Raw genomic sequence first — 22,451 nt, forward strand, 5'->3', positions numbered from 1 at the left:
CAAGAAGGACCGGGGGTGTGCCGGTTCTTTTTTGTTGCAGCTGGTGCCAAGCCGGTGCCGTGTTAAGAAAGCCTACTGCCTCTGATTGAAGTACTGTACGCTTTCAATGTTTCTTATCAATAAACGAAAGCGGTTGTCCCGGTATAACTTCCGGTACAACCGCTTCTTAAACTCTAAGGATCTCATGGTAAATTATCTTCGTCTAAACTTGGAGCTTTTTCTTTCGATCAAGGTGGGTTCCATCATAATATTTACTAAACTGGAGGGCATCTCTTGATTGATACGGTTCAGGAGTATTTCAAAACTAGTCCTTACCATTTCCCCAATCGGTTGATGAATGCTTGAAATCTCCATGATTTTCGCCAGATACGTATCGTCAAAACCAATGATGCTAACGTCTTCGGGAACCCGAATTTGTCTTTGCTGCGCGGCTCTCATGAATTCAAGGGCCATGATGTCATTTTCCGCGAAAAGACATGTAAATTCCAGCTTTTCCGACTCATCCAGATATTTTTCGATATATCTGCGAATCATAAAGTTGTTATTGGAAGATTCAACCAGCAGGAAGTTGTTTGGATCAAACGTAAAGCCGTTTTCTTGCAAAACACTTTCTAAACCGTAAAATTTTTCGTCGTCTCGTATCGATCCAATGTATCCAAATGTCTTGTGTCCTGAATGAATGAAGCTTTCGCCGGCCAATTTGCCTGCTTGAAAATGATTGATTCCGACACTGTCGAGCATTTTTTTATTATTGGTTATCACAACGGTGGGGATATCCAGTTTTGAAATCCTCTCAAGGTTAAAGTCACTTGAAGGCACTATGATGATCCCATCTACCTGCCGGGAAACAAAGTTTTGTATATTCTCCCATTCCGTCACCGGATTGTATTTGGAGTTGTGTAACAGAATATTGTATCCGTTCTTCCTCGCTTCAAGCTCCAGCGAATCAATGATCTCCACAAAATAAGGATTGTAGATCTCCCTTGTGCACATGCCAATAATGTTCGTGCTGCTTCTTTTCAACGTTTGAGCCGCTTTATTCGGAACATAGCCAACCTCTTCAATCACTTTCATAACGGCATTTACGATTTCTTCGCTGACTCCTCTATGGCCATTAAGGACCCGGGATACGGTCGGTTGGGACACTTTCGCCTTTTTGGCTATTTCCTTCATCGTCATTTTTGCCATCGGAATGAACTCCTTTCAGAGTTACTATATCATAAAACCATGCGCAATTTAATATATTCTGAATACGATTTTATCATTTGAGAATATTCCTATATAATTTAGAAATCGTATTCCAAATTTTTGAATAAAAACCCTAGAAAATCAGTGGAATTTTAAACTTAAACCTCCAGTTTAGTGTTGACAACTGAACAATAAGGGTGATATTCTTACGTTGTAAGTGCTTTCAGCTTATGAATACGTATTCACAAGTATTCTAGAATAGGAGCAAAATTATACTTTAGGGGGCGACAAATGGAATATAAACTAGTTTTATCGGGAGAGGCGCAAGACATATCCTGAAGACGGAATCTTGCTTAACGCCTACTTTGTAATTTATAGAATGTGGAGGGATTCCCGCTAATGAATACGAACCTGAAGAATGAAAATGCGGGGTTAAAGCGCAGGAGTTTTATAATAAGGTTTCCCAGTAAGAATCCCGATGTCAAGCATTACTGGATTATGCTTATTCCGGTTTTTATTTGGTTAGCTATGTTTCAAATCACTCCGATGTTTGGAATTGTGATTGCATTTCAGGATTTCAACCCGGGAAAAGGGTTCTGGCATTCGGAATTTGTTGGTCTTGACCATTTCCGATATATGTTTGAGTTGAATGATACCAAAGTTGCTTTGCGGAATTCATTGATCATTGCTTTCGGCAAAATCATTGGCAATTTGTTCGTTCCGTTAGTATTCGCTTTGCTGCTGAATGAGCTAAGGCAAAAATACTTAGTAAGGCCTATTCAAACGGTCGTATACCTGCCTTATTTCTTGTCCTGGGTTATTTTGTCCGGCATTACATTGCAAATCTTTTCGTTTTATGGTCCGGTAAACAACGTGTTGGGACTCATGGGCTTTGAGCCGGTCCTGTTATTTCAAAATGCGGATTTTTTCAGAGCTTTCATTATCGGATCGGATGTTATGAAGAACTTCGGCTTCAATTCAATCATCTATTTGGCCGCCTTAACCGGCATTGACCACACGCTCTATGAGGCGGCAGTGGTGGACGGGGCAGGGCGCTGGAGAAAAATGTGGCATATCACTTTGCCGGGCATTCGCAGCACCGTCGCACTTCTGGCCATATTGTCACTCGGAAGCATACTGGAGGCAGGCTTCGACCAGGTTTACAACTTGTACAACCCGTTCGTGTACAGTACCGGAGATATTATTGATACTTATGTTTTCCGTGCAGGGTTGCAGGGGTTGGATTTCAGTTTTGGCACAGCGGTCGGTTTATTGAAATCGGTCATCAGCTTTATTCTCATTACGACAGGATACTGGCTGGCGAGGAAGCTTTTGGGCTACCGAGTCTTCTAAGTTTGGAGGGAGCAAAGTGATCGAGGATCGTTCATTGGGATCAAGAGCGTTTGATGTTATTAATTTGATCATTCTCATTAGCTTGACGCTGGCGTGTTTGTTGCCGCTCTGGTATACATTGATGCTTTCGTTAAGTGCAAAAGAAGCCGTGCAAGCGGGAATCGTATCTTTATATCCGGTTGGCTTCAATTTCTATTCGTTTGACGCGATTTTGTCGGATACCAAATTTTTTAGATCGTTTTGGGTGTCCACAGAACGAGTCGTTCTTGGAGCGGCGTTTACTTTGCTAGTGTTGTCGCTGGGTGCGTACCCGATGTCCAGAACAAACAAGCAATTTCCGGGACGCAATTTACTGATGTGGGTATTCGTCTTCTGCTTGTTGTTTAACGGCGGTCTGATTCCTTGGTATATCACCATGAGGAACTACGACCTGCTGGACAGCGTCTGGGGCTTGGTATTATGCGGCGGAGTTCCGATATTCAACCTGATTCTGATTATGAACTTCATCAAGAATCTGCCGGAAGAGCTGGAAGAGGCGGCGAGAATCGACGGGGCGGGTCCGTGGAGATTCCTGTATCAGGTATTGCTCCCGCTGCTGAAGCCCGTATTGGCGACCGTCATTTTGTTCACGATAGTCGCGCATTGGAACGATTTCTTTCAAGGGCTGGTCCTGTCCAGGCAAGAGAAAAATTATCCGTTGCAAACCTATATTCAACAGTTGGTCGCGACGAGCCAAGAAAATCTGGCGAACTTGTCTCTCGAAGAACTCGACCGGGCTACGAAGTTGAACAACGATTCCTTGAATGCGGCCAAGATTTTTGTGGCGATCATTCCGGTGATGCTGATCTATCCGTACTTGCAGAGATTTTTTGTAAAAGGAATTACGCTTGGATCCGTGAAGGGCTAACCCGCGTATCCATAACCTTGTTGTCTAAGGAGAACATCCTTTGACATAAAAAAAAAGTAAAGGGGAACGTACGAATGAAGGAATCAAGTATCATCAGAAAAGTGAGCGTAACAGCCTTGTCCCTGGCTATTTGCGCTTCCTTGCTCGCGGGGTGTGCCGGTAAAGGCGATAGCACCCAGTCTTCTGCCAGCTCGCCTGCGGCTTCATCTTCTGCCAGTCAGCCTGCGGCTTCTGAGGAGCCGAAAGCGGATCCATTTGGCAAACAGCCCGAGCTGACCGTTCTTACGAGGGGAACATGGTCGAACGCGGATGCGAAATACCCCGACGGCCAATCCATGGAAGACAATGCGTACACAAGAAAGCTTGAGTCAGATTACAACATTAAGATCGAAAATGCTTTCGTCGCTGCCGATTATCCGAAGCAAGTGGATTTGGCGATCGCAAGCGGGACTATCCCGGACTACTTGACGAATCTGACTTATCCCCAGTACAGAGCGATTGTCAAAGCAGGCCTCGCCATGGACATCTCCGAGGTTTGGGAGAAGTACGCAAGCCCGAATGTGAAACGAGTATACGACTCCAACAAGGAATTGTTCGACAGCATGGTCAAGGTAGACGGTAAGATGTATGGCATTCCTGGCTCCAAACCGCTTGTGGATTTCTTGCCTGTCATGTGGGTTCGTCAAGATTGGCTGGATAAACTGGGGCTCAAGGCGCCTACGAACCTGGACGAGCTTGCAGCCGTGGCGAAAGCGTTCGTCGAGCAAGATCCTGACGGCAACAGCAAAGCGGATACGGTGGGCCTTGTGGGTCCAAAGAAAGATGGAAGACTGTACCAAGATATGGATGACCAGAACTTCGGCCTGCACTTTGATCCCATATTCTCAGCCTTCAACGCTTTCCCCGGCTTTTGGGTGAAGGACAGCAACGGCGAAGCGGTTTACGGTTCGATTCTGCTCGAAACAAAGGCGGCCCTTCAGAAGTTGGCCGAGATGTACAAGCAAGGGCTGATTACCAAGGGCATGTTAACGTCTAATACAGAGGAACTGATTTCTAATAACAAAGCGGGGTTGTTCTTCGGTACTTGGTGGAACCCTTTCACTGAGATCGGAAACAGCTGGAGAAACGACAATAACGCCAACTGGCAGGCTTATATTATGCCTTCCGGATCCGATGGTATTGCCGTGGCGAAAGGCGGCAACGCAGCCCAACAATTTGCGGTCATCAGCAAGGACGCCAAAAACCCGGAAGCCATTATTAAAATGCTGAACATTAAAACAGAGAGCCTGGATAAATTCGTTTCCAAGGAAGAGCGGGCAATTTTATCGGATTATCCATACCCGTTCTACCTGACGTTCTCGCTCGCGGACGGTCCTGCCTTAATCTTGCAGGGAGCGATTGACTATCTGAATGGCAAGGGTACGCTCGACGAGCACCACGCTAGATTTGACAGCTACGATCCTGGCGCGAACCCGATATTCGACAAGATGATCGATTACAAAACCAAGCCGGTAGACAATTGGAATCTCTCGGGTTGGGATTTCTCCGGGGACAAGGCGAATGATTTCGGATTGGTTTATTCCTTTGGCGTCGGCCTGAAGCCTTATGTGAGTGGAAAGTTCAAATGGCTCAATACGTTGACTTATGTAAAAACCGAAACGATGGATAGACGATGGGCCAATTTGAAGAAACTCGAATATGAAACGTTCTCCAAAATCATTATTGGCCAACCGATCGACGCCTTTGATTCATTTGTAGAACAGTGGAAAAAAGAAGGCGGCGACCAAGTCACGAAAGAAATTCAAAGCGTGGTAAAACAGTGAGAGCAATATAGCTAAACAAATGAGTTCTGTCTTTGACAGAACTCATTGTTTACCTGCAATAAGGATGGAAAGGGAGAGAAGATTTTGTCTATGTCTACTATGAAAGTTGAGAAGTACCGCCCCAAGTTTCATTTTTCTCCTGCGGCGGAATGGATGAATGACCCGAATGGGCTGGTTTATTTTAATGGGGAATATCATCTTTTCCATCAATACCATCCGTACGGAACGGAAATGGGATCTATGCATTGGGGACATGCGGTAAGCAGGGATCTCATGACATGGGAACAACTCCCCGTAGCGCTTGCGCCCGATGAGAATGGCATGATTTTTTCAGGCAGCGCTGTGGTGGATTGGAACGACACAACGGGTTTTTTCGGCGGAAAGCCTGGTCTAATAGCAATTTTTACTCACCATAATGATTCTGAGTTGACACAAAAGCAAACCCAAAGTATTGCATATAGCGAAGATTGTGGAAGGAGCTGGATCAAATACGAGGGTAATCCGGTTATCTCTTCCGACAACTATCACGATTTTCGGGATCCGAAGGTTTTCTGGCATGAAGAAACGAAGCAATGGGTGATGGTTCTCGCTTGCGGCCAAACGGTTTGCCTTTACCATTCGCCCAATTTAATAGATTGGAGCTTTAGCAGCGAATTCGGTGAAGGAATCGGTTCCCATGACGGCGTCTGGGAATGTCCTGATTTGTTCGCGTTGCACGTTGATGGGGATAGAACGAAACGGAAATGGGTCTTGCTTGTAAGCATTGGAAACGAGCCTGAATTCCATGAAGGTTCAAGAACCCAGTACTTTACCGGGCATTTCGACGGTCGTACCTTCGTACCTGATGGAGCTTCTCAAACGATTCGCTGGCTTGATTATGGCAGGGATAATTATGCAGGCGTATGTTGGTCGGACATACCGGAAGAAGACGGACGCCGAATCTATATCGGCTGGATGAGCAATTGGAAATATGCGAATAAGACTCCTACCGAAGGCTGGAGGGGCGCCATGACGATTCCAAGAGAGCTTACGCTGGAATTAAGGAATGGCGAGACAGTATTGATTCAACGTCCTGTGTTGGAACTGGAAAGGATCAGAACTCCACTTCTAGAGGTGGAAGGGGAAGCTGTAAACGAGCTCAATTTGTTATTGAAGGACCAACAACTGGAAACGTATGAGATTGTAGCCGAATTTGAGCTTGCCCAGGGCATTGACTCCTTTGGATTTAATTTAAGAACCTCGGAACAGGAAGAAACAGTGGCGGGTTATTCCGTGATGGATTCGGCAGTATTTGTAGACCGCACTCGTTCGGGAGTCGTTGATTTTCATGAGCATTTCGCCGGCAAACATCAAGCTATCTTGCCGTCGAATCCGCAGTGTCTACAACTGCGTCTTATTGTAGATCGCTCATCAGTGGAATTATTTGCGAACGACGGTCTTATCGTGATTACAGATTTGATTTACCCGTCCTCATCCTCATTAGGATTATCTTTTTTTTGCAATGGGAAGAACGAGATACCCTATAAAGTAAAAATGTATAAATTGTAGTTGTTCTGGTTCTATAGCGTGATCGGTGAATTTGCGTGCGTTATCGGACGCTCTCCGTGTAATGCGGAGGGTAGTTTTTCGGCTACTCCTGGAAGCGTATACAAACGCTTTGAAGGGAGGTGAAGCACAATGATGGCAGTTAATAAGGGTAAGATCAGGTTCGATTTGAACACCGGCTATCCACCGTAATGCATCGACGACTACTTGGAAGCGCATACAATCGCTTCGACGTAATGATTCATTGAAAAAAATTGTATATTACAAGGAGGAACGAGCATGGACAAATTAAAAAAATCTTTGCTTCTAGTGACTATTATGTGTATGTGCTTCGCTGTCACACCATCCATGGCGGCACCGCCGTCAAAAAATAATGGAAGTCCAGTGCAAGTTTGGCTGACAAACCCAGGAGTTAACAAGTGGCTTTCTAAGGAAGGCGATGTGTATTTCTCAACAAAGCAATCGACTAACCCGCTTACGATCAAGGTCGACCATAACGTCAAATATCAACAAATGGATGGTTATGGGGCGGCGATGACCGACTCTTCCGCTTGGCTGATCTGGAATAAGCTGACTACTGCTAATCGGTATACTTTGATGAAAAATCTGTTTGATCCCACGACAGGTATCGGCATGAGCTTAATCCGCAATCCGATGGGCGCCACGGATGTAACTGTAGGCGGGAATTACTCCTATGACGACATGTCAGCGGGACAAACGGATCCGACGCTGGCCAACTTCTCGATCCAGCATGATGTGCCGTACATCATTCCGGCATTGCAGCAGGCTCTCTCGCTTAACCCGTCTATCAAAATCATGGCTAACACATGGAGCCCGCCAGGTTGGATGAAGACCTCCGATAATATGATAGGAGGTACTCTTAAGGACGAGTACTATACTGTCCTCGCCAACTATTTTGCAAAGTTCATCCAAGCTTACAGTACTTACGGTGTGCCAATAACCTATGTTTCGCCGCAAAATGAACCCATGGGCGCTCCCCCCTGGCCCGGCATGTTCCTGCACAATCACCAGCAAATCAAGTTGATTGGGGAGATGGGCAAGGCGTTTGCGGCTAACAATATTTCCTCGAAGATTTTAGTTTGGGATCACAACTGGGATGTGCCCTCGTTGCCCGAGACGATTTTTAACGATCCCACTGCCTCCCAGTACGCCTTTGGAACGGGATGGCACATCTATAGCGGCACCCCAGTTCACCAAACTCTAGTCCACAACGACTATCCAAGTAAAAAAGCCTTCATCACAGAAGCCACTGGGGGTACTTGGCAAAGCAGTAAATCGGTAGGGTTTCATGATGCACTCAATACTTGGATTATTAATGGTACGCGTAACTGGGCAAATGGAGTCATGCTATGGAACATTGCTCTCGACGAAAATATGGGTCCGCTTAACAGCGACACGGATGGTATACCTATGATGCGCGGATTGGTTACCATTAATCAGTCTACCGGAGCGGTAACCTACAATGAGGACTATTACGCAGTCGGTCATGCCAGCAAGTTTGTAAAGCCCGGAGCCTATCGAATTTACTCGAATAGCTTTGGGAAAGGAAGCATAGAGAATGTTGCGTTCCAGAACCCGGATGGATCGAAGGTCTTGATTGTGTATAACTCAGGGACCACCTCGCAGACCTTCACCGTTGCAGACGGAACGGAAGCGTTCGACTACAGCTTGGGACAAAACGCTGGCGTCACATTTACGTGGTCGGGACCGACGCAGAACGGCAGCACCCCTGCAGCGGGTAATGTCAAGGATCCGACACATGACTTTACGTTCCAGACGACATATGGTCCGGTTACGATGACGTACGATCCGGCAATACTGCCCTTCCAGAATGCCATCCGTACCGGAAATAGCTCCCTCACGCATTCCCTTCCGATTGGAGCTTCTATCCAGACAGGAGGAACGGCGCTGAGCCGTACCGGGTGGACCGTCACGGCTTCGTCGAGTGCGGCTGGGGATGATCCCATGAGAACGATCGACGGCGATCTCAGCACAAGGTGGAGCAACGGAAGTGGGATGAAGAACGGCGACTATATCCAGCTCAATTTGGGGAGCTCTCAGAGCTTCAATCAAATCACAGTGGATACTGGACCAAACAGTTCCTACGACTACGTTATGAAATATCAGGTATATGTTTCAAGTGACGGCGTCAATTGGGGCAGCGCGCTTGCAACCGGCAGTGGACACATTGGGAAGATGACCATCACGCTGCCAACCACCCAGACGGCGCAGTACGTTCGCTTCGTCAATACCGGTACAGGCGGTTTCTGGTGGTCCATCGGTGAAATCAATGTGTACTCTGCGAGTGGAACTGGTTCGATCGCAGCTCCGACAGAGGTATCAAACGGGCTCGCGCTGCAGAAATGGACAAGCAATGATGGGAAGGAAGTTACCGTAGTTTACAATGGAACCACTACCAGCCAGAGTTTCCCGGTAGGCGCGTATACCTATGCGCTCCCAAGCGGGACTTCAGCGATGTTCACAACTGCGAGTTTGTCAGGCTTGCCTACACCAGTCTTCAGCAGTATGACGCCGACTTCAGGCATACCGGGCTATACGGCTACGATTAGCGGCTCTGGTTTCGGTAACACACAGGGCTTTGGCACAGTGTTATTCGGATCAATCCATGCCAACATAACCAGCTGGTCGGATACAACTATCAATCTTAAGGTTCCGCATGGACTTCCATCGGGGACGATTCCGGTTTCTGTGTTTGGAACCAGCGGAGTATATGCAGGCGCAACTTCGTTCACCGTCACAGGTCTAGGTACTGCGTTATCGCGGACGGGGTGGATCGCAACGGCTTCTCATACAAGTCCGTGGGGCGATGTGCCCGCTAACATGCTGGATGGCAATGTAAGCTCTCGATGGAGCTCCGGAGCAGGGCAGTCCAGAGGTATGTGGATTCAAGTGGACATGGGGTCTGCGCAGACTTTCAACAAGATTGTGTTGGATTCCAGTGGCAGTAACGGTGACCAATTGCGAAAAGGAGACGTGCACGTATCTAGCGATGGAATCAACTGGACCAAGGCTGCTACTATATCAGATAACGGCCAATTAGTCCAACTGGCAACCTTCTCGGCGCGGACAGCGCGCTACATCAAGGTCACCAGTACTGGCACTGTGGGTAACTGGTGGTCAGTCCATGAGTTAAACGTATACACCGACTAAGCTATGTAATGAGCGAACTAAGTGGGACGTAACACCATGTGGAACGTTATGTATCGATCCTGACAATATTCTATTCAGTGTAACAAAACCATCGTCCAACCTGGGCGATGGTTTTGTTTGTCGGCGTACCAGAGGCACGCCACAACCAAAAGGAGACCGTCCAGCAGACGGCCCCCGATAATCAATTATTTCACTGCTCTCCAACCTCCGAAAGGAGTAACATCCTCCGCATCAGATACCGCATAGGCTTCGCATACAAACCCAGGCACCTCCGTTCCATCCTGCAGCTCAACCTTACCCATGCCGAGCGGTCCTGGTATGTTAGCTGTAAATGCCCCGAAAGTTTCCAAAGGCATCTCCCACACTTCTAGATCGATCTTACTGCCGCCATCCATTTGTTTAATCAAACCCGGCTTTGTCGGTTGAGTAGGCAGTTTATACATCGAATACTTTGCTGCTGTTTTGTCCTCGCGCAGAAATCTTGCGCCGTATTGGAGCATTTGGTTCTCCAGCTGCAGGCCACGCATATGCAAGCCACACACCGCCACGAGGGTATGTTTAGGGGATGGGGTTATCGTGTCTAGCGGGATTGCGCTCCCAAACCGCTCTGCTGTGCCAATCGCATAACCTTCATTAGCGGCAACCGCGAATATCGTAATGCCGAATGGCACGTTCTCTGCTGCAGTCTCCGAGGGTACAGCCACTGCACACAAGTCAAGCAAGTTGCAATGATTTGTATAAATTCCCATATCCGTATTCGTCTTAATGGGATCATTGCGCACTTGCTCCCGCGTCCATGTTCCTCCGGACGTCGGCATGACGAGAACGGCATCCTTCAGCAGCTTATTAGTCTCCAGTCTGATTGCCTGCAAGGTATGCATCGCCTTAAACACTGAAGCTCCATCGTATTTCGATTCCAGCCCTGAACGCAATATTTGTTCCGTTATTGGCAAAGCGCTGTCTGGGTGAGCGTCGATGAAGCTGCCTAGACCTGCCCACCTCTCTTCTATGAACGGCCCGCCATACAACAAATTAGCCGCTTGATGGAATGGTTGTGTATCAACATATTGAATCGGTATGTTTAATAGCTCCAAACGCTCAACCGTCAACTTCCACGCTTGTTCATATTCCACAGCGTATGGCCCAAAGAAATAAAGAGGTTCCTTCGGAAGTAACAAATGGCTAGGAGCAGCCGTTATTGGCGGATAGGCAGTTAACGACCACGGATCCGAATCATCCAAGCCACGTACGATCCGATCGACTTCAAGTGCTTCATCCAGGCTGGTCGTGAAAACCGTAATGCAATCGATACTTGCGCAGGCAGGCACAACCCCTTTGGTCGGCCACGCACCAAGTCTGGGTTTAAAGCCAACGAGACCATTTAATGCAGCTGGAACACGGCCGGAGCCTGCTGTATCGGTGCCTAGAGAGAAAGCTGCATGCCTGCGTGCTACTGCCACTGCCGAACCCGAGCTGGAGCCTCCGCTAATCAATTCACCCTTTAGCGCATTGTGAGTTTCGCCATAAGGACTCCTTGTTCCAACTAATCCTGTCGCAAACTGATCTAGGTTTGTTTTGCCTACCGGAATCGCTCCAGCCGCAATCAGCCTGGCAACGACCGTCGCATGCTCCTTCGGCAAATATTGATAATCTGGACAACCCGCCGTTGTGGGCACTCCCGCCCAATCAATGTTATCTTTTATCCCAAATGGAATGCCCCATAAAGGCGCGTCAGCTATGTTCAACTGAGAAAGTCGGTCCAGATAGGGTTTTATCCTTTCCATTCGCGGCGGTGTAATCCAAATATTCATTGCCGCATCTTCTTCAGCACGCCGTATGATGCTCCATATTATTTCTTCGGGTGTAATCTTGCCATTCAGATAAGCCTGACGTAAATGTTTAATGGACAATGTCCCTGCTTGAAGCTGCTTTATCAACGCGATCATCTGCCTTTCTACTCCGCTTGCACTTGTTGCTGCGCAAGAATGGTTAACTTATTGGTTGTTTACACGCTTACGGTTAACCTCCTAAGCACCTCTGCAACCTTAACTGAATCGGACACGCTGCCGAATACGCCCCCTTGCATCGTTACCATGTTCAAAGCAGCCAAATGGTTATCAGAATCCGTCGCCCCCGTACAGTCCTCTAGTATCAAGCACTCGTAACCGCGATCGTTCGCTTCACGCATCGTCGTATGCACGCACACATCAGTCGTAATACCCGTTAGAATCAAGTTTCGAATACCTTTGGTCCGAAGAATGAGGTCCAAATCTGTCGCATAGAAGCTGCCTTTGCCCGGCTTATCAATAATGACCTCATCTGGCAACGGGGCCAATTCCTCGATTATTTGCCAGCCAGGTTCGCCGCGAACGAGAATTCTGCCCATTGGACCTGCCGATCCAATCTCAGCACCAATTTGCTTGCTGCGCCATCTTTTATTCGCCGGTAAATCGGTCAAGTCAGGACGATGTCCTTCTCTTGTATGAATAATTGTAAAGCCAGGAATCTTCCGGGTTACAGTTAGTAAATCCTTAATTGGATCAATGGCGCGACGAGTCAAGGATAGCTCATAACCCATCCGATCAACGTATCCGCCATTGCCGCAAAAGTCGATTTGCATATCGATGATAATAAGGGCGGTATTATCGGCTCTTAGCTCACCATCGAAAGGGAACGCATATGGGTTTGCTTCAATAAACATTATTTTCACTCCCATAATGTTATATTTGTGTTATTTACATTAAGCATCTTGTTATATTATATAACACATATATATGGGAGTCATTGTAAGCGATCCATATAATAATTGGATATTTATTATCATTCGCACACAATCGACCGTTTTTTACCCTGCATTTGTTTACATTAGCTTTTTTATACAACAAAAAACCTCCCACAATTCATGTAGAAGGTTAATTAGTTATGTATCAGTAATCATCTAGCAGTACCGTTTCGATGATTCAAAAAATAGTAAGGATTAAGTAATGGCGGAGAGAGTGGGAGTCGAACCCACGCACGCCTCGCGACGCCTAGTTGATTTCGAGTCACGTTTTTCGCCGCTTGTACCCGTAAAAACCCGCTGTATCTACGTTTGCTTACGCTCACATACCGAACTGATTCCGTTACACCTACGTTATTCGTATTATTACCTATTATATAGCGTAGATGGTGCGGAATCAATAACTACTGTTAAGACGCAAAAAAGCGCCTACAGAACGGATAAACTCCGAAGGTAAGCGCTCATTTTTTTTTGAAATATTAAAGATTCTTAATAACCCTATTGACTCTAGCATCAGTAAAATGCTATATTAGTAATAGGGGTAAGTATGTCTAGTTTTGAAGACTAGTTGTTTTAGTATCTGATGGTGAGACATCAGTACGATTCGTAAATTGGCAGACGCCGTATGTAGGACTTACGGTTTTTATCTTAGCAGACATCCATAGAGCGCGCAATAGTTAATTTTGCGGATACATAATACGATAATTGTCTGGTGATGAATAAATCGTCTAGAATTAACACAGTTTGTGATAGGAATGGCGGATTATTAATATAATTCTTACACCTCAACTTTGCATATCCTTGCCTACTAAATTAGGTAAGGAGGAACCCGAAATGGTTTGTAGCTATCCAAGAGGAACACATGTTATTCAGCACGAAAGATGCGCACACCCAGTAAAAGGACATTTCAAAAACACTCGGTATGGACGCGTTTGGTTCGGGCCACATATTAGAAGTGGCTCAACGGTATCAGAACACTGTAAATCATAGCACTTATATTAACTCGAAGGACCTAGATGAACCTGTCTAGGTCTTTTCTCATTTTACAGACCACTTATGTTCACCATGTCCCCGAGTTAAAAAATGATACGCGGAAACTCCGAACACCTAAAAAGGCCGCCTGGATGTACCCCCTTGGGGGGTCAGTGCTTTATGCAACATTATACAGGCGCGTACCTAGATGATTGGTAATCATAACGGTATAGAAGCGCGCCAACATCCGCATAACCATGCGCTTTCCCACCTATACACGCGATCGATCCGTTTATACATCGGGAATTGGTTCGTTTTTATACCCCCATTACGTATAAATATACGCCATTCCGAAAGATTTCGGAGAGGTCACGCGCCAGGAGCTCCGTGCACAGTATTCCGCGGTTTGTCCGTTTTAGTAACGGATTAATCCGCCACCCATCGCACGCCCTACGTAGCCTCTCCGCCATTTACGTGAGTCTATACGATTTCAATGCGCTGCAGTAACCATGCGACGTCCGCATTCGTGATCAGCGCGAACCTACGTTTTAGTTCACGGTGCTGCGCGTTGAGTAGCTTAGCGGTCGCCTTTCGCAGCTCTCGTCTAAAGTCCGCGCGCTTACGATAGCGATATAACGTCATACGACTTACTCCGATTGCCTGCGCCACATCACCGTAGTTATCCCGTAGGCCCGCCAGCAACTCGATCGCGCGGTAATGGCGCTCATCTAGCGGCAACCTACGAAATGGGCGTTTCTTCTGTCGCATGTGACCGCCCCTGTAATGCCATGATACGTGCCTTTAACGCCTCGACATCGGTAGTACCGCTATCTGCGGATGTGATTGACGTTTGAAGCTCGACTTTATCCGAAAGCATACCGTGCATTTGGAGCGCGAGTTTTGCCATAGCTGCGGATGAATCTCGAATTGCCATACGCGCTATAGACGAAACTAACTCCGGTAAATCATCTTGCGCATAACGGACCATCTGGCTCTTAAGCGCCGATTCGAATAGCGGTTCTCTCATCCACGCGTACAGAGTCGATTTACTAACACGACACTCTGCCGCTATCTCTTCGATAGTTGGCCGCTGAGACTTCGGTAAAGCGAGATATTGAATAGCGGTCATGTGATCCGCATTTAGTGTTTTAATTGACATATAAACGTCCCCTCTCGTTATAAAACGAAGCCGGCAACGGTGATTAGCCCGCCACTGACTCCGTACATTATTACATCGCCAATAGATGCGCTAACTTACCGGCAATCTTATCGATGTCTCCGTCATTGCGTACGTTCAAATTTTGGACCATAACAAGCGGACGAGAACCGCCACTATTACCGCCATTACCTTCACGATAAGCAGTCGCCTCGGTACGCGTAAGTACCGTTTCGCCGGCGTGTAATCTCGCTGGAAAATTATCGTATGGAACGTTGTCTAACCCGGACGCGAATCCTGGAACTAACGATGTGAATGGAAGTATGTTATTAGACTCCGGAGATACCATAGGTAATGTCTTCGGTTGGAGCAAAGCCGCTGGCGGTGTAAAATTCCAAGTATCATAGGTTTGCTTGGGAGATTTTGAAAACTTTCCCTCAAGATACGAACGACCCGTGAGCCTTGAACTTAAATTCTCCAACTTGTCCGATAACGACATATTTGGATCTTTTATATCTCCAACGGTACCCGCAACGCCTGGTGTTGCCATCACTGCCCCCGCTGCGACTAGTTTTACCGGTAAAGATCCAGGAGTCGCCATAAAGGTCATAAGTGCAGCGAGTTCCGCATTTGTTTTCGCGAATTCCTTCATCCCGTCGAGCATACCTTGTCCAACCGCTATCCCTACGCCTTTAGCTGCGTCGATTAACGGTTCCGAGGCTTTAAGCGCACCTCCGATTAGATTGATGGCATCCGTAGCAACTTTGGTAATGCTGTCTCGGCCCCCGGCGTTTAGCCACCCATTGAACGTCGCCATAATATCATCGAATATAAAGCCTACCTTAGCTCTAGGAGTCTTTAAATTTTGAAAAGCCGGATTATTAAGGAAGTGTGAGTTGATGTAATTACCCGCGCTTCGAATAGAGTCCGCTACACCCTTTGAAAACTCACCGAATACCCGAATACCGGTAGTCTTGAACCGTTGGAAATCCGTGCTCTTCAAATACTTATTAAAGTCTTCGAGCAATGGGTTAACATACGCCAGCCCCTCCGTACCCATCTCACGGAACGCTTTATTAATGGACGCTACCGATTTTTTATACTGACCGATCGTCGTCGCTGATTGTGCGTTAATAAGATCGTTCGTCGCTCCGATTCCGTCAAGGTACTTATCTAACGCTTTTAACTGTTTACTAAGCGGTAGATTTTTTATCTCATTCATCGCTTTACGCGGCAGCTCGAACCGCTCTACGAGTGAAACCGCATCGCCTCCGAAGAACTCCTTCAACGCGTATGAGGCTCCGGTTAAACCCTGCGCCGGATCGATCGCGCCGAGACGCTCAGCTAAGTTGACCATCTTCGCAATTTGCGCGGTGTCTTTAGTCGTTGGGATAAAGGACTTACCCGCCTCGAGGAAATCGTCTTGCGAAAACATTGACGCTGCTGAGCGACTCTCTATGAGATCAAAATATTCCTTCGCACTTTTGAGGTGGTTTTTACCGAACATTGCGTTAACGGTAACTTCCTTCATCTCATAATTGGCCGCGGCTTTTATCGTTTTATTAAACAAACCCGCCGCTGCTTGAGTCGAAGCATATGCCGCCCCGATAGCGCCGATCGCCACCGAGTATTTCCCGACAGTACCTATTGAACTTATTAGCGAGTTATTGACTCGCCTTAACTGACTGGACATGCCATCAATTAATCGGAGTCGTGCCGTTAAATCGAACGCCATTAGCTTCGCCTGCCTTCCGTGCGATCGCGGTAAACGAAGCTGATATAGTTATCATTCGCGCGTGCTGCCGCCGCTAATTTTCCATCAACTTTTCGCCATAACGTAGCGCTACCGGTTTCAACCGCTTCTATTATTAGCGGGATGGCACGGTTATAGTGCTGTATCCCCGCGGTAAACTTCGCAAATTCAAAGCGTTGGCGGAATCTAGGAAATCTAATGGCGTTTAGTTCTGCATGTGCCTGGTCAAATTTTCCCGCCGCTATCCGAAGGTCTAGTTTGAGCTGTGCCAGTTTGATATCCCCACGTTCTACACCTTCGACCCTTGTCTTCAGATATGCTCCGGTTAACGGTTGGATACTACCGACTATGCGACTAACTTCAGCGTACAGTTTTTCCGTTATCATTCGTATTGCCTCCTCTTTAATCAACTACCACCCGTGGCGTCTTAACTCCGTCTCGATCTCGCTTTCTATCTGCCGGACCCATTTTTCGTCATTCTGCTCGAGCGGAACCTCTAGGAACTTCTTAACGGTTCCCGCCGTCCGCAAACGCTTGCCTCCCGCGTTTTGTTCGTGGATGTAATAAGCGTAGTTAAACCGGTTGCCGCTGATAGTCTCAACAGCACTTGCTGACAACTCGCCTTCCAGATTCAATCCCCCGCGACGTTTTATATCGCTAGCGTGAATCGATCGTCTCAACGTCGAACTTTTTATCGGAGCTACGTCAACAGCTTCAGCTTTCCACTCATCCAGCGCGTCGTGCATCCCTCGCTTAGCACCCTTGAGTAACACCTCAGGCATGGCTTGAATAGCTCTACGAAATCTTCTCATATCAATATCGAAATTATTCGCTATTGGTCTTCCCTCCGCATCAAAAAGACGCCCCATATCGGAGCGCCCTTCGTATATATTTCGTTTAGCTGAATAGCGCCAGCACGCGCGTCTTGTGCCGAACATACGCTGCGGCATCCTCCGGACGTTTACTCGCGTATGCTTTCTGATATAGACCGGCCAATACGTCCATATTCGGTCTATGCGAGGATACGTCCACGCGAACAGTTACACCGTCCGTGCCTACGTATTCCCAATACGGTGCGTTCATATCGATTCCGGCTGTCCTATTTACAACTACCTCGTCGCCGTCGATGACCGTAACTACTCCGTTATTTAATGTTCTCATTTATTTGCACTCTCCTCTTGTTCTTGTAATTTAGTCTTGATTGCCACGTAGCTCACGCGGTCTTCAATGCGCCCTGACTTGCGCGCCTTCTCCGCCGCTTCCTTAATTTCATCTTCCGTAATCTTCTCGTCACCCTCCGCAGGCACCGGTAACAACGAACGAACCGCCGAATAGAGTGCGCGGTGTTCGATTTTACCCGACCTACGCGCTGCTTCCGCCATTCGTTTGACGTCATCGCGTGTTAACTCCGTGCCGTCTGTAACTTTCTGCGACATCTCCTTAACGATTTGCGCTATTTGGCTCTGATTCATTTCGACTTACCTCCGCTCGAAATGCGGTTTACTCCAACCGGTAGCTGGCGCCGTGTACTTGTATACGATAGGTCGTCATCCGTGATGCGTGGTAAATCAATGAGTGTTGCGATTTCACGAGCATATAGGTAACCGTCTGCTTGACGGTCTTGGCTTGCGTTCTCTCTAACCACTCGGTACAGGTCTGAATAATCATCTATAAGGTCGTAATAATCGAGTACTGAGTTTAGGTAAGCCTCACGTGCCGCAGCCATACGGTCGGCGATCGGTCGGAGTTCTTTTTCTCTGACTTGATCACGATATGGACCGTTCCATTCTTTTGTTAAATCCCGTACTGAGATGCGGCCCTCCCCGCTTGCAGTTCGAGCGTAATCATTCGCCTGTCGGGACTCCGCTTCCGCCGACGTGAGCGCACGCACCGCCTCTTCGATACTCGCCCGGATTCGCTCCTTATCCGCGGAAAGGTCTTTACCAGTGGAAAACTCTTGTCTAAGTAAAGCTTCCTGCTCGGCCTTTAAGTCGGCAAGGCGAGTTCCTGCGTCTTTAACTTTTTGCTCGTACCGCGTTCTAATCTCCGAAAATCTAGCGTCCTGCGCGTCGTACTTTTCTCGTAGTTCGAACTTAATCACGCGTAAACACTCCCTTTATAAATTGAATAAGCCGCCGCATAAACGACGGACGATGCGTTTCTGTTTCTTCGTGTGACTCTGAATCTTGCGCGGGCTTGTCCGGAAACCAAAGCTCGCGAGTCATCGCGAACACTGGACTCTCCGGAAGTAGGTTCGCGTAAACGTCCCGCAACTCCGCCTTAGTCTCGTAATGAACGTTGATTCCGGCAGCCGGTAAGAACGCCTTAAATGCATCCTCACTGTCCGTAAACAAGTCGACGGATTGGACTTCGTGGATACGCATTAATTCCGCGATTGTGTGTCGCAGGATAACGTTATCCGTTACGGGCTTTAACACCATATCCGCATGTTGACCGCGCTCATCGTAATAGTTAGCGGCCATAAACGGAAGCCCCTCGACCTCCGCGATGACTAATCGTACGACCGGCCTCATCGCATAAACCTCGCATTAACCGCGCTTGTCTTTCCTGTCTGGATATTTCTCGACAATTCGAACGACACACGAGCTCCCCGCCAAACTTCCACACCTTCAGCGAACGCAGATGCGTGGATAAAATATTCCGTATCGTCCTCCGCTTGTATGAACCCGAAGCCTCGCGCCTCGTTATATTTCGTAATCCGGCCGAGCAGCCTGTTCGGATCTTCCGGTTCTTCTGGTACTGGCTCTGCTTTTTTACGCGGTGACATGCCGAGGTTCGGACCGATCAGCGCGTTTATTTCGTCCATCTCCGGTCCTTTAAGACCATCCCATACGCTGTTAAATTTATTCATTTTTATATCCCCCGTTTTTGCTTCGTTTTAGATACAAGAAATGGCGCCTTTATCCGTATTAACCGATCCGACACGGAATCTCCGAAGATAATTTCATTTCGAGTACCGTCGCGTGTATCCGTCACTGTTACTCGCTTTTTATGGCCGTTGTCAAACGGTTCGATCGCGGTTACGACAATTGGATTGACGAACGTTCGCGGCTTAAACTTCATCGGCCGGCACCGCCTTCCTCTTATCGTGCGTTACTCATCGCATCCCACTTCGCTGTACTGTACAAACGTTGACTGCGTCATGGTGTAATCGTCAGGCCACGCACCCGCCCGCATCCCCTCGTTTATTACGAAGTAGACGGCGCCCCTAATTTCCGGTTTGGTGACGCCCCAATTCAATGTAGGCGAGAATGCACGGCAGAATAGCGTCGATATGCGTTCGACTAACGCCCAAAATTTCGCCGGTTCCATATTTGCAATGTGAGAGGGTGCGTTCGCTTCGCGCTCGATGAATTCGATAACACTATTCAATGTCATTTCGCGTTCGAAACTGTCGATTACGTAAAGTGCGAGTTTCAGTGGCCGCTTGTCTTCGCGATAAGTAATAAGTGTAAATCCGTCTTCCTCCGTTACTGTCATTACAACCGTTCCCTTATGCGGATCGCTGACCGTCTACGCCCGTCTTCGGATTTTTACCGGTCGTGTAGCCCAAGCATTTTGAGTCCGCTCGTAAGACACGCAAAATAAGCCGGACTCCATTCATCCGACTAATTACGTTTTCGCCTATTAAACCGTGAGCTTACTGATTAAACTCGATCGGCGTAACGCTTCGATTAACGAGTCATCGACCCCGTAGCGCTGCGCAATTTTTAGTTTTACGACATCCGATACAGCTCGTTTGTTCGATTCAATCATACAAAGGTACCCCGCCGTCAAACCGAGCTGCGCGGCCATGCTATTCTGGCTTAATTCGTGATAGACGCGGATCGCGCGAACCGTTTCTCCTTTCACTAATGTAGACCCCCTTATAAAATGTTAACAACTGAACCTAAAAATAAGGCCGGGACTGGTCTCTTTCTACCTTCCCTATATGTATTTTTGTCGCCAGCTAATACTCTACTCTTCTTATTGGTTTCCGCTTTCCTCCAAAGCGCTCACAACGCTGGCGAGCTGCTAATATTTGATTTATCTTATCCGGATCTTTCGGGCTATCGTAGCTCCACGCGTGATACAGCATCGCCCTTTCGTTTATCCAGAACGGATATTCAAACCAATCATAGTAGAGTATTTTCTTCTTCGGTTTGGCTGACCAGTCTTTCCCGCGTTGTATGTGCCTCTGCCACGTTTTTACCGCTCGTTTGCACGATTCCCCGCATGTTTTAGCGTTTCCCGGTCGCGTTTGATCGCGGAAGTGGTAACCGCAGCAAGAGCAACATTTAACCCGTGGGTCGTCCGGACGCTTTCGTAGGACAATGGCGGCTTGTTCGCGATTGAGGCCGTTTACGAGTGATCGTGCGTATTCGATCGCGCCTTCTCCCGGCTCCATATGGCGCCCCCTCCGTTTAGATTTCGTAACGACTCCACGCTAGCAAGAGCGAACGCATACGGCTCGACGGTAAGTACAGACTGATCGGCTGACCATTTCGGATGCGCGAACGCCATATCCATTGAAGGAGGTCGCTGACTGCGAGCGTGTCCTCATCTACCGTTATTCCGTATTTAGCGAAGAACATCCGCTCTTCCGGATTTGCGAAACGGTTATATGCGTAAACAAGCGCCCATGTAGCAGCAAAATCATTCGTACCGCGGCAATTTACCGGAGCAAACGCGCTGTCGTAGTCCTTGACTTTGAATGCACTTTTCTTCGTCGTCCACAACGCATCAGATACTCGCGCCTTCTGTACGTTCATTAAATAATTGCGGGATGCCCGTTGAAGCGTCCTCCGATCCTCTAGCGTAGTGGACTTCGCAAACCAATTTGACGACATCGCTTTATCCCTTTTCCCGACTTCATTAAGTGATCCGTCGTAAATGTCGATCATCGAATACAGTTCCGCGCGTCCTTCCGCTTTTTCATCGTGCTCTACGAGCCGGAGCGCACCGTCTGACGCCCGACCGACCGCCTTTACTTCGTATTCCAGACTGTGCATATCAAAGTAACAACGCTGCTGCTGCGCCTTAAACAAATACGTTAAGCAATACACCTTCGAGAATGCACGGAACGCCTCTGCCGGAAATGCCCGTATGAACATCTTTCCGCTTAGATGGAATAGTGTTCCCGCCTTCGCGTATGCCTTGATATCAATGAATCGGCCGTCGTAGTCATCGTTTAACCATTTGACGCGCCCATCCGATTCAAATTCGATATTGCCCGCCTTAACTAGCGTCTCGATATCCGTTTCCTTGACGTCCGCTATCTCGATAACCGACATAGCTTCGTCGAGTATCAGCGTATAATTCCCGTCACGTACGTACGCTAAGAACTCCGGATCAGCCGCGCGGAATAGAGAGTGTGTTGTGCAAATGTTGGCGCGGTCCTGTAGCCACTCCTTAGCAACGTGCATCTTACGGCCGTTATACTTGTCGAGGTTCGTACTATGGAAACCGCGAGCGGGACACGCCTCCTTTATCCGGTCAACCTCCGTATTAATCGGCGTAACATAGATAAACCGCTCGGACGCGTTTCGATCTTCGTTCATATGTTGGATCGCCCATGTGGACTTTCCGCTGCCCATTACACTATCAACAACTGTTATTTTTTGCACGCGAGTCCTCCTGTAAATATTTAGTAGTCATACGTGCTACGGTTATCTTTGCGTGTTTACTACGGATGCTTACGCATCCTCTTTACGCGAGTTATATACGATTAATAGATATAGTCACGTTCGAGGCGTGGTTTTCGCCTTGGACGTATGAATTGG

23 protein-coding genes are annotated in these 22,451 nt (G+C 47.7%); 5 read left to right on the plus strand and 18 right to left on the minus strand.

Going from position 1 to position 22,451, the window contains the following annotated elements; genetic code table 11:
* Positions 1 to 192 precede the first annotated feature (192 nt).
* A complete protein-coding gene (locus tag ACESLK_RS15065; RefSeq protein WP_373230359.1) occupies positions 193 to 1,188 on the minus strand; it encodes a LacI family DNA-binding transcriptional regulator in 996 nt (331 codons plus the stop codon).
* Positions 1,189 to 1,686: 498 nt separating this feature from the next.
* Between ACESLK_RS15065 and ACESLK_RS15070 the strand changes: the two genes are divergently transcribed.
* The 5 genes from ACESLK_RS15070 (at position 1,687) to ACESLK_RS15090 (ending at position 10,008) form a co-directional block, all read left to right on the plus strand.
* Entirely contained in the window at positions 1,687 to 2,541 is an 855-nt protein-coding gene (locus tag ACESLK_RS15070; protein ID WP_373230422.1) for an ABC transporter permease, read from the plus strand.
* 16 nt (positions 2,542 to 2,557) lie between these two features.
* Positions 2,558 to 3,448: a carbohydrate ABC transporter permease gene (locus ACESLK_RS15075; RefSeq protein ID WP_373230360.1), complete on the plus strand. Its 891-nt coding sequence runs from the start codon at positions 2,558 to 2,560 to the stop codon at positions 3,446 to 3,448.
* 74 nt (positions 3,449 to 3,522) lie between these two features.
* Entirely contained in the window at positions 3,523 to 5,271 is a 1,749-nt protein-coding gene (locus ACESLK_RS15080; RefSeq protein ID WP_373230361.1) for a type 2 periplasmic-binding domain-containing protein, read from the plus strand.
* A 90-nt stretch (positions 5,272 to 5,361) separates the two neighbouring features.
* Positions 5,362 to 6,819 (plus strand): glycoside hydrolase family 32 protein, encoded by a 1,458-nt coding sequence (locus ACESLK_RS15085; RefSeq protein ID WP_373230363.1) that lies wholly within the window; start codon positions 5,362 to 5,364, stop codon positions 6,817 to 6,819.
* 276 nt (positions 6,820 to 7,095) lie between these two features.
* Positions 7,096 to 10,008 (plus strand): discoidin domain-containing protein, encoded by a 2,913-nt coding sequence (locus ACESLK_RS15090; protein WP_373230364.1) that lies wholly within the window; start codon positions 7,096 to 7,098, stop codon positions 10,006 to 10,008.
* Positions 10,009 to 10,193: 185 nt separating this feature from the next.
* Here the strand turns inward: ACESLK_RS15090 and atzF are convergent, their stop codons facing one another.
* The 17 genes from atzF to ACESLK_RS15175 form a co-directional block, all read right to left on the minus strand.
* Positions 10,194 to 11,954: an allophanate hydrolase gene (atzF, locus tag ACESLK_RS15095; RefSeq protein WP_373230365.1), complete on the minus strand. Its 1,761-nt coding sequence runs from the start codon at positions 11,952 to 11,954 to the stop codon at positions 10,194 to 10,196.
* A gap of 59 nt (positions 11,955 to 12,013) precedes the next feature.
* On the minus strand, positions 12,014 to 12,709 hold the full coding sequence (gene biuH, locus ACESLK_RS15100; RefSeq protein ID WP_373230366.1) for a biuret amidohydrolase: 696 nt from the start codon (positions 12,707 to 12,709) through the stop codon (positions 12,014 to 12,016).
* A 1,530-nt stretch (positions 12,710 to 14,239) separates the two neighbouring features.
* Positions 14,240 to 14,461: a hypothetical protein gene (locus ACESLK_RS15105; RefSeq protein ID WP_483862618.1), complete on the minus strand. Its 222-nt coding sequence runs from the start codon at positions 14,459 to 14,461 to the stop codon at positions 14,240 to 14,242.
* 37 nt (positions 14,462 to 14,498) lie between these two features.
* Positions 14,499 to 14,918, minus strand: coding sequence for a phBC6A51 family helix-turn-helix protein (locus ACESLK_RS15110; RefSeq protein ID WP_373230368.1), 420 nt, complete (start codon positions 14,916 to 14,918; stop codon positions 14,499 to 14,501).
* A 70-nt stretch (positions 14,919 to 14,988) separates the two neighbouring features.
* Positions 14,989 to 16,650, minus strand: a complete 1,662-nt coding sequence (locus tag ACESLK_RS15115; RefSeq protein ID WP_373230369.1) for a hypothetical protein — start codon at positions 16,648 to 16,650, stop codon at positions 14,989 to 14,991.
* The gene (locus ACESLK_RS15120) at positions 16,650 to 17,054 is read right to left on the minus strand and encodes a hypothetical protein (RefSeq protein WP_373230370.1); all 405 of its coding nucleotides are present in this window, start codon (positions 17,052 to 17,054) and stop codon (positions 16,650 to 16,652) included. Before ACESLK_RS15120 ends, ACESLK_RS15115 begins: the two co-directional genes overlap by 1 nt.
* Positions 17,055 to 17,078: 24 nt before the next feature.
* The gene (locus ACESLK_RS15125; RefSeq protein ID WP_373230371.1) at positions 17,079 to 17,480 is read right to left on the minus strand and encodes an HK97 gp10 family phage protein; all 402 of its coding nucleotides are present in this window, start codon (positions 17,478 to 17,480) and stop codon (positions 17,079 to 17,081) included.
* 85 nt (positions 17,481 to 17,565) lie between these two features.
* Positions 17,566 to 17,829 (minus strand): hypothetical protein, encoded by a 264-nt coding sequence (locus ACESLK_RS15130; protein ID WP_373230372.1) that lies wholly within the window; start codon positions 17,827 to 17,829, stop codon positions 17,566 to 17,568.
* Positions 17,826 to 18,140: a hypothetical protein gene (locus ACESLK_RS15135; RefSeq protein WP_373230373.1), complete on the minus strand. Its 315-nt coding sequence runs from the start codon at positions 18,138 to 18,140 to the stop codon at positions 17,826 to 17,828. The genes ACESLK_RS15130 and ACESLK_RS15135 overlap by 4 nt, the downstream gene beginning before the upstream one ends.
* On the minus strand, positions 18,137 to 18,769 hold the full coding sequence (locus ACESLK_RS15140; protein ID WP_373230374.1) for a hypothetical protein: 633 nt from the start codon (positions 18,767 to 18,769) through the stop codon (positions 18,137 to 18,139). The genes ACESLK_RS15135 and ACESLK_RS15140 overlap by 4 nt, the downstream gene beginning before the upstream one ends.
* Positions 18,762 to 19,202, minus strand: a complete 441-nt coding sequence (locus ACESLK_RS15145; protein WP_373230375.1) for a hypothetical protein — start codon at positions 19,200 to 19,202, stop codon at positions 18,762 to 18,764. The genes ACESLK_RS15140 and ACESLK_RS15145 overlap by 8 nt, the downstream gene beginning before the upstream one ends.
* A complete protein-coding gene (locus ACESLK_RS15150; RefSeq protein WP_373230376.1) occupies positions 19,199 to 19,540 on the minus strand; it encodes a cold-shock protein in 342 nt (113 codons plus the stop codon). The genes ACESLK_RS15145 and ACESLK_RS15150 overlap by 4 nt, the downstream gene beginning before the upstream one ends.
* 2 nt (positions 19,541 to 19,542) lie before the next feature.
* The gene (locus ACESLK_RS15155) at positions 19,543 to 19,752 is read right to left on the minus strand and encodes a hypothetical protein (protein ID WP_373230377.1); all 210 of its coding nucleotides are present in this window, start codon (positions 19,750 to 19,752) and stop codon (positions 19,543 to 19,545) included.
* Between the two features lie 30 nt (positions 19,753 to 19,782).
* Entirely contained in the window at positions 19,783 to 20,169 is a 387-nt protein-coding gene (locus ACESLK_RS15160) for a hypothetical protein (protein WP_373230378.1), read from the minus strand.
* 147 nt (positions 20,170 to 20,316) lie between these two features.
* Positions 20,317 to 20,541 carry a helix-turn-helix domain-containing protein gene (locus ACESLK_RS15165; RefSeq protein ID WP_373230379.1) on the minus strand — a complete coding sequence of 75 codons (225 nt, stop codon included), beginning with the start codon at positions 20,539 to 20,541 and terminating at the stop codon, positions 20,317 to 20,319.
* Between the two features lie 97 nt (positions 20,542 to 20,638).
* Entirely contained in the window at positions 20,639 to 21,076 is a 438-nt protein-coding gene (locus ACESLK_RS15170) for a hypothetical protein (RefSeq protein WP_373230380.1), read from the minus strand.
* Positions 21,077 to 21,092: 16 nt separating this feature from the next.
* Positions 21,093 to 22,295, minus strand: a complete 1,203-nt coding sequence (locus ACESLK_RS15175; RefSeq protein WP_373230382.1) for a DEAD/DEAH box helicase family protein — start codon at positions 22,293 to 22,295, stop codon at positions 21,093 to 21,095.
* Positions 22,296 to 22,451 lie beyond the last annotated feature (156 nt).

The organism is Cohnella sp., from assembly GCF_041640265.1.
Taxonomy (GTDB): domain Bacteria; phylum Bacillota; class Bacilli; order Paenibacillales; family Paenibacillaceae; genus Cohnella.

Bases quoted from the DNA above. Each gene is read 5' to 3' on its own strand.
- ACESLK_RS15130 (WP_373230372.1), bottom strand. From the start codon at position 17,829: ATGAGAACATTAAATAACGGAGTAGTTACGGTCATCGACGGCGACGAG.
- ACESLK_RS15065 (WP_373230359.1), bottom strand. From the start codon at position 1,188: ATGGCAAAAATGACGATGAAGGAAATAGCCAAAAAGGCGAAAGTGTCC.
- ACESLK_RS15070 (WP_373230422.1), top strand. From the start codon at position 1,687: ATGCTTATTCCGGTTTTTATTTGGTTAGCTATGTTTCAAATCACTCCG.
- ACESLK_RS15150 (WP_373230376.1), bottom strand. From the start codon at position 19,540: ATGAATAAATTTAACAGCGTATGGGATGGTCTTAAAGGACCGGAGATG.
- ACESLK_RS15170 (WP_373230380.1), bottom strand. From the start codon at position 21,076: ATGGAGCCGGGAGAAGGCGCGATCGAATACGCACGATCACTCGTAAAC.
- biuH (WP_373230366.1), bottom strand. From the start codon at position 12,709: ATGTTTATTGAAGCAAACCCATATGCGTTCCCTTTCGATGGTGAGCTA.
- ACESLK_RS15085 (WP_373230363.1), top strand. From the start codon at position 5,362: ATGTCTACTATGAAAGTTGAGAAGTACCGCCCCAAGTTTCATTTTTCT.
- ACESLK_RS15090 (WP_373230364.1), top strand. From the start codon at position 7,096: ATGGACAAATTAAAAAAATCTTTGCTTCTAGTGACTATTATGTGTATG.
- ACESLK_RS15110 (WP_373230368.1), bottom strand. From the start codon at position 14,918: ATGTCAATTAAAACACTAAATGCGGATCACATGACCGCTATTCAATAT.
- atzF (WP_373230365.1), bottom strand. From the start codon at position 11,954: ATGATCGCGTTGATAAAGCAGCTTCAAGCAGGGACATTGTCCATTAAA.
- ACESLK_RS15155 (WP_373230377.1), bottom strand. From the start codon at position 19,752: ATGAAGTTTAAGCCGCGAACGTTCGTCAATCCAATTGTCGTAACCGCG.
- ACESLK_RS15125 (WP_373230371.1), bottom strand. From the start codon at position 17,480: ATGAGAAGATTTCGTAGAGCTATTCAAGCCATGCCTGAGGTGTTACTC.
- ACESLK_RS15145 (WP_373230375.1), bottom strand. From the start codon at position 19,202: ATGAGGCCGGTCGTACGATTAGTCATCGCGGAGGTCGAGGGGCTTCCG.
- ACESLK_RS15120 (WP_373230370.1), bottom strand. From the start codon at position 17,054: ATGATAACGGAAAAACTGTACGCTGAAGTTAGTCGCATAGTCGGTAGT.
- ACESLK_RS15160 (WP_373230378.1), bottom strand. From the start codon at position 20,169: ATGACAGTAACGGAGGAAGACGGATTTACACTTATTACTTATCGCGAA.
- ACESLK_RS15135 (WP_373230373.1), bottom strand. From the start codon at position 18,140: ATGAATCAGAGCCAAATAGCGCAAATCGTTAAGGAGATGTCGCAGAAA.
- ACESLK_RS15115 (WP_373230369.1), bottom strand. From the start codon at position 16,650: ATGGCGTTCGATTTAACGGCACGACTCCGATTAATTGATGGCATGTCC.
- ACESLK_RS15080 (WP_373230361.1), top strand. From the start codon at position 3,523: ATGAAGGAATCAAGTATCATCAGAAAAGTGAGCGTAACAGCCTTGTCC.